The organism is Streptomyces sp. NBC_01433 (assembly GCF_026340105.1).
Lineage (GTDB): Bacteria > Actinomycetota > Actinomycetes > Streptomycetales > Streptomycetaceae > Streptomyces.
On sequence record NZ_JAPEPM010000002.1, the window covers coordinates 1,902,243 to 1,914,175 of the forward strand.

Below are 11,933 nucleotides of genomic sequence, written 5' to 3' on the forward strand. Positions count from 1 at the left end.
GGCTAATCGGCGGACGGTTCGGGCACGGTGGACCGCCCGGGTGCGGCGAGGGGTTCGGGTGCGGCGTGGGGTTCGGGTGCGGCGAGCGCTCGGGCGACCAACGCCCGCGCGGCCCCGGTGTAGGTGGTGGGGTCGAGCAGTCGGGTCAGCTCCGCGCCGGTGAGGTGCGCGGTCACGTCCGGCAGTTCCCGCAGCACCTCGGCCAGGGGGCGGCCCCGCCGGTCGGCGGTGACCGAGGCGGCGGTCAGGAGTTCCCTGGACCGGGTGCGGCCGAGGCGTGGCGCCAGGACGGCGGCCAGCCGCTCCGTAACGACCTGACTGTTCGTCATGTTCAGGTTTCGCAGCATGCGTTCGGGCCGGACCGTCAGGCCGTCGGCCAGTTCGGCGGCGGTCCGGGCGGCTCCGCCGGCCAGCCGCAGGCACTCGCGCAGGAGCAGCCACTCGGCATGCCAGACGCCCGCCGAGCGCTCGTCCTCCGTGACCAGACACTGTGTCAGCGCACTAGCCATGGACGGGACTTGCAGAGACGCGCTGCGGATCAGCGTGGACAGCACCGGGTTGCGCTTGTGCGGCATCGCGGAGGAGCCGCCGCGGCCGGCCACGTCCGGTTCGGCGGCCTCGGCGATCTCGGTGCGGGCCAGCACCTGGACGTCGACGGCGAACTTCCCGAGGGCGCCCGCGGTGAAGGCGAGTGCCGCCGCCACGTCCGCGACCGGGGTGCGCAGGGCGTGCCACGGCAGCACGGGACGGGCCAGTCCGGTCTCGGCGGCGAAGGCTTCCAGGAGGCGGTCCGGATAGTCGTCGGGGCCCGCGCCGTCGGCGTACTGGAGGTACCCGGCCAGCGTTCCGGCGGCGCCGCCGAGGGAGACGGGCAGGGCCCGGTTCGCGGTCGCGATCCGGGCCGCGGCGTCCAGCACCAGGCCGCGCCAGCCCGCCGCCTTGAGCCCGAAGGTGGTGGGTACGGCGTGCAGGGCGAGGGTGCGGCCCGCCATGGCGGTGTCCCGGTGCTCGTCGGCGAGCGTCGCCAGGGCCCCGGCGGTGCGCACCAGGTCGGAGTGGACGAGGTCCAGCGCGCGCCGGCACACCAGCATCGCGCCGGTGTCCAGGACGTCCTGACTGGTCGATCCGCGGTGCACGTACTCCGCCGCGTCCCGGTTCTCGGCAGCCACCGCCGCGGTCAGGGCGCGGACGAGGCCGACGACCGGGTTGGCGGTCTCCCGCGCGGCCAGGGCCAACGCCCTCGGATCGAACCGCTCGGCGCGGGCGGCGCGGGCGATCGCCTCGGCGGCCGCCTCCGGCACCGTACCCAGCCGCGCCTGGGCCCGCGCGAGCGCGACCTCCGCGTCGAGCATGGCCTGGAGCCAGGCGCTCTCGCCTACGGCCTCCTCGACGGGCGTGCCGACCCGGACGGGCGAGAGCAGTCCGGCATCCGGTCCGCCGTCGAACCGATGCCCCGCCCCCGTCATGTCGCCACCTCCATCAGGCCGTTGCCGGGGGCCGCGTCCGGGGACACGGCTCGGGAGGGGGCGAGTGCCAGCAGGGCGCGGGCGATGGCGTCCGAGTCGCCGAGCGTCACCGAGTTCACGCCCGGCCGGATCCCGGCGGCCGTCACCCAGTGCACGGCCTCGGTGGGCACGCCGTAGGCGAAGCGGCGCGGATGGACCCGGCCGCGGGCGTCCACGGTCCGGTAGGGCCGCTCGGTGACCGCGAGGCCCCCCGACTCGTAGGCGGTGCCGCGGGCGCCCTCCAACCGGTACGGGGTGACCTGACGAGTCGTCACGAGATGGGTCAGCAGCGCGTCCCCGGTCCGCCGCAGATCGGGCTCCGGGAGCCGGGCCTCGATCAGCACGGACGCCTGGACGGGCTCGGCGTCCACCGACGGGGACCGGGCGATGAACGCCGCACGGCCGCCGTGCAGGTCGATGTCGACCCTCAGGCCGGGCCCGAGGATCTCCACGACGCCCGCCTCGATCAGCGCGTGCAGCTCCTCGATGCGCGAGAGGGGCGGCCCGATCGACAGATAGGCGTTCAACGGGGTGTACCAGCCCTGGAGTTCGTCGCGGTAGGAGTTGCCCTCCAGCCCGCCGTGGTCGACGGCCAGGCGGATCTCGTTGCGCAGATCGCGCAGCACGTCGAGGGCGGCCTTCAGCGGGCTGCCGACGTTGCCCGCCCGCGCCTCGCGCATGTCCTGCTCCAGGCGGCCGAGGAGCCAGTGGCGCCAGGCCGCCCGGCCGGGGAAGCGCAGGCCCCCCGCGGGCCTGGCCAGGGCGTCCCAGTCCCAGCGGGCGGCGTCCTCGATCCCGTGGGCGTCGAGCAGGTCGGCGGCGGTCGCGGCGGAGGCCGTCAGATAGGAGGCGGCGAACGCCGGTGTGTGCTCGGCCCGTCCCCGGGAAACCAACAGGGTCTCGTAATAGACGCACTCCACCTCCTTGGCGATCAGCGGCCACAAGTCGGCGGCGAAGCGCACCCGCTCCCCGTCGGCCACCCGTCGGCGCAGCGCCCCGATGGTGTCCGTGTCCAGCAGCCGCGGCTCGTACCGGCCGAAAGCCCCCTTCTGGTTCTCGCCCCGGGCGTGGTACGGCACGCCGCGGCGCGATCCGGCGTACACCTTGGGCTCCTGGCCGGACGGCAGGTAGACGAGCCGTTCGCCGCGGCGGACGAAGGAGCCGCCCCGGCCGCGGGTGAGGAGCGCCATGTGGTCGAAGAAGTTCAGGCCCAGTCCCCTGATCAGCACCGGCAGCCCGGGTTTCACCTCGGACAGGTCGAGATCGGCCGGGTTGGCGGGCGGGTAGTGCGACAGGCCGTGCGCCAGGGCCGTCCGCGACCACGCGGCGTCCTCCTGCGAGGGCCGCGCGGGCAGATGGCCCTGGGAGAGGACGACCGCGTCCAGGCCTGTCAGGCGGCTCCCGTCGGCGAGGACGAGCGTCTGGGGACCGCCGGGCAGCGGCCCGTCGTCGGCCAGCGCGACGGCACGGGTGCGGTGTTCGACGACGGTGCAGTGCGCGGGCGCGTTCGCCCGCACCCGCTCGAAGACGTCCCGCAGATAGCGGCCGTACAGGGCCCGGGTCGGGTAGGCGTCCGGAGTCAGTTCCCGCGCCTCCGCCCGCGCCTGCCGGTCCCTCGCCGCCGAACCGGCGGTGCGCGCCCACGCGTACAGGCTGGGGCCGGGCTCGACCGGCCCGTCCACCTCCACCGACGCGTCGGTGTACACCGTCACCTGCGAGGCCACCGTGTTCATCAGCAGCAGCCGTGACTGGTCCGTGCGCCAGACCCGGCCCGCGCCCGGCGGATACGGATCCACGAGATGGATCACCACCGGGCGGTGCGCGGCGGACACGCGCTCATTGGCGCAGATCCGCTCCAGCACCGACAGTCCGCGCGGACCGGCCCCGACGATGCCGATCTCCAACGCCGTGGCGCCGCTCATGCCGCACCTCTTGTCCTGGACAGCGATCCGGTCACCCTGGCCATGAGCTCCTCCGGGTCGGTGGGCGGCCGGTTGCCGCGCCACGCGATGTGCTGGTCGGGCCGGACCAGGACCAGATCGCGTCCGTACAGGTCCCGTCCGTCGGCGACGTCGACGTCCAGGAGCGTCAGAGGCATCCCGCGGGCATGCGCCGCCGCCTCCAGCGGCTTGCTGTCCGGTGCGCGCCCGCCCAGCCGCAGCAGGGTCCAGCCCGTGCCGAACCGGTCGAACAGCGAACTCCCCTGTCCGTGCCACGCGTCCAGCCACAGGTGCGGCGCACGGCCGCCGGGCACGCCGGAGGGGGTGTAGGTGCCCCACGAGTCGGCGGGCGGCTCACCGTCCTCGGCCACCAGCGGCGAGCCGTCGTAGCGGGCGCCGAGCTGCACGCCCAGGGAGTGGGTCCGCTCCCCGTAGCACCGCAGCAGGTCTCCGGTCCGGTCTCTCGCCGCCGTCCCTGCCGGGCCGTCCTCCTCCAGCGCCGGGGGCCGTTCGACGGCCCCGAGCCCGGCGTTCAGTTCGCGGGCCGCGGTGGTGTTGCGGCGGGCGATCGGCCGGCGCTCACTCTCGTACGAGGCCAGCAGGCCGGGCCCGCCCCAGCCCTGGAGGACACCGGCGAGTTTCCAGGCGAGGTTGGCCACGTCGTCGACGCCGGTGTTCATCCCGAATCCGCCGTTGGGCGTGAACAGGTGCGCGGCGTCCCCGGCGAGCAGGACCCGGCCGACGGTGAACCGCTGGGCGACGAGTGCCGCCCCGGGCGTCCACGGGCGGTGACCGAGCACCTCGACCGGCAGGGGCGTGCCCGCCGCCCGCCGCACCAGGTCGGCGAGCGGGCCGGGGCCGGTGCGGTCCGGGTCCGCCGAGCTGGTCAGCAGGAAGAACTCGTCCTCTCCGTTCAGCGCGATCAGGTTCATCACCAGCTCGCTGTTGAGCGCCCAGTAGCTCCAGGCCCTGGTCCCCTTCATGACGTCCCGGTGGAACGTGGGGAGCCGCAGGTGGGCGGCGGTCGCCCGGCGGCCCAGCACCTCCTGGTCGAGGGAGCCGGGGCCTTCGTAGTGGACGCCGAGGGATCGCCGCACGAAGCTGCGGCCCCCGTCGCACCCGACGGCGTAGCTCGCGGCGACGTCGTGGACGCGTCCGGCGGCGTCCTCGGTGCGCAGGGTCACCCGGTCGGCCGCCTGCTTGAGGCCGGTGACCGTCCGGCCGAGACGCAGGGTGATGTTCGGCCGGGTGCGGACGTGCTCGGCGAGGAAGCGTTCGACGTACATCTGGTTGGCGCGGTGCACCGGTTCCGGGGACTGGTCGGTCGCGGGGGCCCGGCCGACCTGACGCATCCTCGTATTCCGTGAGGGCAGCGGGAGCCGGGACAGCTCGTGGCCGTTGTACCGGGTGAAGTAGGCGATGTCGGCGGGGTGTTCGCCCGGCAGCCCGAGGGCGCGTATCGGGGTGGCGATGCCCAGCCGCCGGTAGTGCTCCATGGTCCGGGCGTTGTGGGTGTTGCCGCGGGGCGTCCCGTGCGGGGCCTGCGCGCCGTCGAACACGGTGGAGGGTACGCCGTGGCGGTCCAGCAGGAGCGCCAGCATCAGGCCGACGGGGCCGCCGCCGACGATCGCGACGGGTGTACGGGTGGGGCCGTTCATCCGGCGTCGCCCTCCTCGGTGCGCGGTCCCGGCCGGGCGCAGACCGGTTGCGGGCTCCGGCCCGCGGAGACCTCCCGGCCCCGGCCGAGCGCCGTCAGGAGCGCCTCCTCCACCGCCCGCAGGGGGTCGGCGCACGCGGAGTGCCCGCGCATCGTCACGAACCCGTCCGGGCGGACCAGGACCACGCCGTCCTCGTCGTGGCCCCGCAACTCCTTCCACCGGCCTTCGGCGTCGGCCGGAGCGCCCTCGGCGCCCACGGCGTACGCGTCGATCCTGACGCCGTGCCGTCGTGACAGCAGTCGGGCGGCCTCCACCCACGCAGCGCCCCGGTCTCCCGCGAGCAGCAGGAACGAGCCGGGCGCGCGGTGCAGCCGGTGGGTGGCGGTCCGCCTGCCGTCCTCGACGAGCCAGGCGTGCGGCAGCCGGGAGCCGGGCCGGGCCGTCTGCGGGTAGTGCAGCCCCAGCGGGTCCTGCCGGGGGCGCGGGGTCCCGTCGGGGGTGACGGAGTCCGCTCCGGCGTAGTCGTACCCCATCTCCAGGCCCAGGTGGGCGGTGGTGATGCGGTTGGTGTCGAAGTACTCGCGCAGAACGGCCCGGCGGGTCTCGCCGTCCGGGGTGTCGGAGAACAGCGCGGTCATCTGGGCGCGGTTCCAGTCCGGGTGGGCGCCGTGCACCACGCCCGTGCCGGCGGTGAACGCGATCTGGTTGAAGAGCGAGAACAGGGCGCGTTCGACGACGCGCCGGGCCACCGGACGGCGCTCGGACTCGTAGGTGTCCAGCAGCGCGTCGTCCGCCGCTCCGTCCAGGACCAGCGCCAGCTTCCACGCCAGGTTGTGGGCGTCCTGCACCCCGGTGTTCAGCCCCAGGGCTCCCGACGGGGGGTGGCGGTGGGCGGCGTCGCCGACCAGGAAGACGCGTCCCGAGCGGAACCGCCGGGCGACGGTGCCCTCCACGGGCCAGCGGCTGATGCTCTCGACGTCCATCGGGTGGCCGTCGGGCAGCTTGAGCGTACGCCGCACCATCGTGACGATCGTCTCGTCGTCGAGTGCCGCCGCGCCCTCGGCCCCCGGCGGCCGGGAGAACATCAGCGTCCACTCCCGCGAGTGGCGGCCCCACCGGTCGGGCCCCATCGGCACCACCCCGCAGTGCTCCAGCGTGCCGTCCTCCGAGAGGCTGGAGACCCGGTTGACGACCGCGTCGTCGTACGGGATGAACGGCGAGAAGTCCGCCCTGACATGGAGGTTGATCCACTCCAGGAAGGTCGGGGTGCCCTCCATGGGGATGCCACGCAGCCGGCCGATCGTCTTGCCGCCGTCCGCCGCGACCACGTACGCCGCGCGCACGGTGGAGGTCCGCCCGCTCCCCCGGTCCAGGACGGTGGCGGTCACCCCGTCGGGGTCCTCGTCGAGGGCGGTCAGCTCGTGGTGGAAGAGCAGGCCGCCGGGCGCGCGCTTCTCCGCGTGCCGGCGCAGCAGGGGTTCGAGCCAGCGCTGGCCGAGGTTGGCGTGCGGCTGGGCCGAGGCCAGGGCGTAGCGTTCGGCCAGTTCCCCGCCGCCGTAGGCGCTGGTGCGGTGGAGCACCTGCCGGTCGTACGGTTCGTCCCCGCCGAGGCTGGAGAGCCACACCATCGCCCCGCAGTTCTCGGGCGGCGATCCCTCGCGGTAGACGTCCTCGGCGACGCCGTGGTGCGCGAATATCTCCATGGTCCGGGCGTTGAGGATGTGCGCCTTGGGCTGGACGGACGTGGACGGGTGGCGCTCGACCAGCAGCGAGCCGACGCCGAGGTCGGACAGGGCCAGGGAGGCGGTCAGCCCGGAACCTCCACCGCCGACGATCAGCACCGGGACGTGGTGGTCGGGCCGGGGGTTCGCGTTCACCGGTGCTCCTTCGCCGGGACCGCGGTCAGCAGGCTGGTCTCCAGGGACATCTCCCGTACGGATTCCAGGCCCAGGCCCGCGCCGTCGAGCAGCGACCGGTAGCCGTCGAGCGTCCGCTCCCGGCCGCCGGCCGCCATCAGCAGGTGCAGATCCCACAGGAGCGGCAGCAGTGCCGAGCCGTCGGTCGGGATGACGCGCTCCACGATCAGCAGCCGGGCCGAGGCGGGCATCGCGCGCCGGATCGAGGTCAGCAGACGCAGGCAGTGCTCGTCGTCCCAGTCCTGGAGGATCCGTGACAGCAGGTAGACGTCTCCGCCGCCGGGAACGCTCTCGAAGATGTCTCCGGCGACCGTGCGGTGCCGGCCGGTACCGAGCTCCCGCGTCAGGTGGGCGTCGGCGACCGGGACGACGTGCGGCAGGTCGAGCAGCACGCCGCGCAGCGTCGGGTGGGCGGCGAGGATCGTGGAGAGCAGCATGCCGCCCCCGCCGGCGACGTCGACGACGGTGTGGTCGGCCGCGAAGTCGTGGGCTTCCAGGACGTCCTGGAAGAAGACGTTGCCCGCGTTCATCGCCCGCTGGAACCCCGCGGCGGCTTCGGGGTCGGCCGCCAGGTGTTCGCCGAGGGTGACGCCGAAGGCGTGCCGGAACCCGGAGACGCCGGTGCGGACTGCGGGGACCACCGCGCCCCAGGCCCGGTGGAACTCCTCGCCGTAGATGACGGCCATGTCCCGCATGGAACGGTCGTGGTCGGTGCGGAGCAGGTCGCCGACCTCGGTGAGCCGGTAGCCCTCGTCGCTCCCGCCGGTGAAGACGCCCATGGCGGTCAGCAGGCGCATCAGTCGTTCGATGCCGTCCTTCTCGCAGCCGGTCGCGTCGGCGAGTTCCGCGGGCGTGCTGCGGCCGCGGTGGATGTGGTCGGGCAGGCCGAGTACGGCGGCCGCGTGGAGCGCCTGGGCCTGCCAGGCGCCGGTGAGGAGGTCCACCACGCGGCGCGTGGGATGCACGTCGGGCACGGGTCGGATCCTTTCGGGTGTCAGATCGTCCGGCGGGGTGCGTCGCTGGGTTTCAGGCCGTCCGACGGGGTGCGTCGCTGGGTGTCAGATCGTCCGGCGGGGTGCGTCGCTGGGTTTCAGGCCGTCCGGCGGGGTGCGTCGCTGGGTGTCAGGCCGTCCCGTGGCGGGCGTCCTGTCCGGCGCCGGCGGGTTCCGGGGCGCGAACAGCGGGCGGTGCGGTGTGGTGGTGTGCCACGGGGCCCCCGGCGGGGCGGCGCAGGACCGGGCCGTGCTCCTCGCGCAGCAGGCGCTTGAGGATCTTGCCGGTGGGGCCCACCGGCAGCGCGGTGCGGTCCGCCGCCACGACGAGGGCGGCGAGCGGGGCGAGTCCCTTCCCCTCCAGCTCGACGTTGCACAGGTCCAGCAGGTCCCGCGCGGAGCGCGGCACGTCGTCGCCGAACAGCACCACGGCGGCCGGGCGCGACGCCCCCGGGCTGTCGGGGTCCTCGACGGCGACGACGGCCGCGTCCAGGGCCTGTGTGGTCAGCAGCACCGACTCCTCCAGGGGGAGGCTGTAGACGGGGCCGCCCTCGGTGTGGATCACGTCGGGGGTGCGGTCCAGGTGGTACCAGCGGCCGTCGGTGTCCCGGCGGACCACGTCACCGGTCAGGAAGTAGCCGTTGCTGAGGGAGTCCCGGCTCAGTGACGGGTCGTCCCAGTAGCCGGGGGTCACGCTCGGCGTGCGCACGCCGAGGAGTCCGGCCTGCCCGTCGGGCAGCGGCCTGCCCCGCTCGTCGAGGACCGCCGCGTCGCGCACGGCCTTGACCGGGAGGCCGATGAGCCGGCCGTACTCGGTGGTCGCCGGCGTGTAGACGGTACGGAAGAGGACCATGCCCATCTCGGAGGAGCCCAGCCCGTCGACGTACCGCGAGCCCGCGACCCGGCGGCGTCCCTCGCGCCGCATGCCGAGCGCGGTCAGCGGCCGGATGTGCCGCTCGTGCGAGGCGTCGCCCATCCCGTTCCAGGTGTGGATGGACTGGGCGGCGTACGGGGTGACCTCGGCGACGTCGATCTCCGCCAGGGTCAGCGGAAAGCCGAGGACGAAGGTCGGGCGGAAGCGGTTGACGGCGCGCGCGACCGACGTCCCGTCCGCGCCGTCGAGGACCAGGGTGGGGATGCCCAGCAGCAGGGCCAGGCTCAGATAGCTGATGCCCGCGGAGTGACTGTGCGGCAGGGCGGTGAGCATCCGGTCCGACGTCAGGGACGGGAAGGTCCACAGCCGTTCGCGCTTGCCGTCGAAGAAGGAGGCGTGGGTGAAGACGGGGGCCTTGGGCCGGCCCGTGGTCCCCGAGGAGTGCGAGATCATCACGAGGTCGTCGCCCCGGTGGGCGTACGGAAATCCGGGCAGCGGACCCGAAGGCCGCGGCGCCGTCTCGTCGAGGCGGCGGATGTCCTCGGTCAGGATCCTCTTGTGCGGGGCCGTGCCCGACCGCTCCCAGGCCCCGACGCACCCGGCGAGCAGGTCCGCGTCGCCGACGAGCACGGTCGTGCGGGTGCGCCGGAAGTATGCGGCGGCGGTGTCGACGGGCATCTTGGGATTGCAGTGCACGGCGACCGCGCCGAGGCTGGTGATCGCTATGTGGTGCAGCAGTCCGTACAGGCCGTTCCGGGTGTGGACGCCGACGTGGGTGTGCGGGAGCACTCCGTGGGCGCGGTACCAGTGCGCGTACCGGATCACGGTGATCCGCAGGTCGTTGAGGGAGTATCCGGGCAGCTCGCCCTCGTCCCAGGTGTCGGAGGTGACATCGGGGTGGAAGAGCAGCGGCCGGTCCCGGTCGGTGGCGACGCGCCAGGCGTGCCAGAAGAAGTTTCCGGCGCCCAACTGCCGGTCGAGCGTCAGACGCAGGCGTTGCGCGGCGGACCGCTGGGTCCGGAGGATGTTCATGCGTGTGCCTCTCTCGTGGTACGGCGGCCGGTGCCCGGTCGGTGTCGGGCGGCGGCCGTGTCCGGCCGCCGCCGCGTCGTTCTCCGTCTCCTCGCTCACTTCTCCAGGCAGAACTCGTTGATCGGGTAGCCGACGTGGCGGTCCTCGGAGGGCAGATAGCCCAGGACCTTGTCGCCGGGCTTCAGCTCGGTGCTGTTGAGGACCTTGCCGCCCGGTCCGAGGACCCGGACGTGCCAGTCGTCCTGGAGGATCAGGTTGGCGGTGCGGCCGTCGGGAGCCGTGGCCTCGATCAGGATCAGCGGACGGCTCTCGATCTTCACCCTGCCGACCGTCACCAGCCGCGTCTTGCCGTGGATGTCCACTGCGGTGACCCTGCTGCCGGCCTTCAGCTCGCTCAGGTAGTTGGTGCGCTCGTTCTGCCCCAGGGTGTACGAGTGGATGGCGCCGGCGTTGACCCGGAAGGGCCGGGTGGGCATGTAGGGCAGCGGGTGCGTCTCACTGACGCACAGGATCATGCCCTTGGACGTCGAGCCGACCAGGATCCCTTCGTCCTCCCGGAAATACGTGGCGGTGTCCACGCACGCCCGGTCTCCCATCCCGACGTGTGCGGTGGAGGTGACCTCCAGCTCGACGAGCTGCACGTCATCCACACCGGCTTCCGCGGCCCGCCGCAGGGCGGTCGCGTCGCCCACGGCCGCCGGGGCCATCAGGACGCCGTCCGAGCCCAGTTCCAGGACACCGAAGATGATCTCGGCCTCCTCCACGTCCTGGGCGACCGTGACGAGGCTGCCCTCGGACCGTGCGGCGGCGGCGATCACGATCTCCAGCGGGATCTTGGTGGGATCGCGGAAGTACAGCAGGCTCCAGCGGTCCGTACGGGCGGACCGGCAGGCGTCCTCCAGGGTGTCCGCGTCGATGATCTCGACGTACCGGCCGAACTCGGTGTCGGGGTGCAGCAGGGCCAGTTCGGAGGGTTCGCCGTGCTTGCCCGGCTCGACGACGACGATGTCGGCGGAGCCGAAGTCCGCGGGCAGCGGCTGCCCCTGGGGGAAGAGGATCTTGCGTACGGTGGGCGGCAGACCTTCCAGGTCCGCCGGGTCCGAGGCGAGGATGCCGTCCACACGCGCGTGGATCGCCTCCTCCACGATCGCTTCCTTGGCCGATCCGACGGAGCGGATGTCGATCCAGCTGAGCTTCACAGAGCACCTGCCATTCGCAAGGAGGGTTCGGGTACGGGGGGACTGCTGGGTCCGTGCAGGATCTGCGCGAGTTCCCGCACGGTCGCGCGGGGGTTGGGAGAGCCGAACACGCGCCGTCCCACGGCCAGTCCGCTGCATCCGGCGGAGAGCGCGACGGCCGCGAGGCCGGCCAGACTGGACGTACTGTCGCCGCCGCCCGCCACGATGATCGGCAGCGGGGAGCTCTCGACGACCTCGGCCATGCGCTCGACCGGCGAGGCGAGCACGGTCTTGACGATGTCCACGCCGAGATCGGCGGCGATGTTGACCACGTGGGAGATCAGGACGGGGTCGTAGGGGTCGGTGACCCGGGGGCCACGCGGGTAGATCATGGCCAGCAGGGGCATGCCCCAGCGGTCGCACGCGGCGGCGACCGCGCCGAGATCCGCCAGCTGCTCGGCCTCGGTGTCGGAGCCGATGTTCACGTGCACGCTCACCGCGTCGGCACCGAGCCGGATGGCATCCTCGACGTCCCCGACCAGGACCTTGGCGTTGACGTCGGGGCCGTGCGCGGTGCTGGCGCTGAGATGGACCAGGAGCGAGCAGCCCGCGAGCCGTTCGGGCGCGATCGCGCGGGCCCGGCCCTTGTGGACCACGATGCCGTCGGCACCGCCCGCGACGACATCACGGATCAGCCCGTCGAAGGCGCCGGCCGCGGTGATCGGACCGTCGGACACCGAGTGGTCGAGCGGGACGAAGAGGTAGCGCCCGTCCTGGTGGCGGGACAGCCGGGCCAGGCGCAGGGACTTTCCGGTGGAGGACGTTCTCATCAGGCACT

8 protein-coding genes are annotated in these 11,933 nt (G+C 73.5%); all 8 read right to left on the reverse strand.

The window, feature by feature from the left end:
* Positions 1-2 precede the first annotated feature (2 nt).
* The 8 genes from pcaB to OG413_RS35920 all read right to left on the reverse strand — a co-directional run bounded on the left by pcaB (position 3) and on the right by OG413_RS35920 (position 11,925).
* On the reverse strand, positions 3-1,466 hold the full coding sequence (pcaB, locus tag OG413_RS35885; RefSeq protein ID WP_266812816.1) for a 3-carboxy-cis,cis-muconate cycloisomerase: 1,464 nt from the start codon (positions 1,464-1,466) through the stop codon (positions 3-5).
* A complete protein-coding gene (locus OG413_RS35890) occupies positions 1,463-3,427 on the reverse strand; it encodes an FAD/NAD(P)-binding domain-containing protein (protein WP_266812817.1) in 1,965 nt (654 codons plus the stop codon). The genes pcaB and OG413_RS35890 overlap by 4 nt, the downstream gene beginning before the upstream one ends.
* Complete coding sequence (locus tag OG413_RS35895) at positions 3,424-5,103, reverse strand: FAD-dependent monooxygenase (protein WP_266812818.1); 1,680 nt, start codon at positions 5,101-5,103, stop codon at positions 3,424-3,426. The genes OG413_RS35890 and OG413_RS35895 overlap by 4 nt, the downstream gene beginning before the upstream one ends.
* Complete coding sequence (locus tag OG413_RS35900; protein ID WP_266812819.1) at positions 5,100-6,980, reverse strand: FAD-dependent monooxygenase; 1,881 nt, start codon at positions 6,978-6,980, stop codon at positions 5,100-5,102. Before OG413_RS35900 ends, OG413_RS35895 begins: the two co-directional genes overlap by 4 nt.
* Positions 6,977-7,993 carry a methyltransferase gene (locus OG413_RS35905; RefSeq protein WP_266812820.1) on the reverse strand — a complete coding sequence of 339 codons (1,017 nt, stop codon included), beginning with the start codon at positions 7,991-7,993 and terminating at the stop codon, positions 6,977-6,979. Before OG413_RS35905 ends, OG413_RS35900 begins: the two co-directional genes overlap by 4 nt.
* A gap of 148 nt (positions 7,994-8,141) precedes the next feature.
* Positions 8,142-9,917, reverse strand: coding sequence for a class I adenylate-forming enzyme family protein (locus tag OG413_RS35910; RefSeq protein ID WP_266812821.1), 1,776 nt, complete (start codon positions 9,915-9,917; stop codon positions 8,142-8,144).
* Between the two features lie 95 nt (positions 9,918-10,012).
* Positions 10,013-11,116, reverse strand: a complete 1,104-nt coding sequence (locus OG413_RS35915) for a 3-dehydroquinate synthase II (RefSeq protein WP_266812822.1) — start codon at positions 11,114-11,116, stop codon at positions 10,013-10,015.
* A complete protein-coding gene (locus OG413_RS35920) occupies positions 11,113-11,925 on the reverse strand; it encodes a 2-amino-3,7-dideoxy-D-threo-hept-6-ulosonate synthase (RefSeq protein ID WP_266812823.1) in 813 nt (270 codons plus the stop codon). Before OG413_RS35920 ends, OG413_RS35915 begins: the two co-directional genes overlap by 4 nt.
* Positions 11,926-11,933: the final 8 nt, after the last annotated feature.

Bases quoted from the DNA above. Each gene is read 5' to 3' on its own strand.
- pcaB (WP_266812816.1), bottom strand. From the start codon at position 1,466: ATGACGGGGGCGGGGCATCGGTTCGACGGCGGACCGGATGCCGGACTG.
- OG413_RS35890 (WP_266812817.1), bottom strand. From the start codon at position 3,427: ATGAGCGGCGCCACGGCGTTGGAGATCGGCATCGTCGGGGCCGGTCCG.
- OG413_RS35895 (WP_266812818.1), bottom strand. From the start codon at position 5,103: ATGAACGGCCCCACCCGTACACCCGTCGCGATCGTCGGCGGCGGCCCC.
- OG413_RS35910 (WP_266812821.1), bottom strand. From the start codon at position 9,917: ATGAACATCCTCCGGACCCAGCGGTCCGCCGCGCAACGCCTGCGTCTG.
- OG413_RS35920 (WP_266812823.1), bottom strand. From the start codon at position 11,925: ATGAGAACGTCCTCCACCGGAAAGTCCCTGCGCCTGGCCCGGCTGTCC.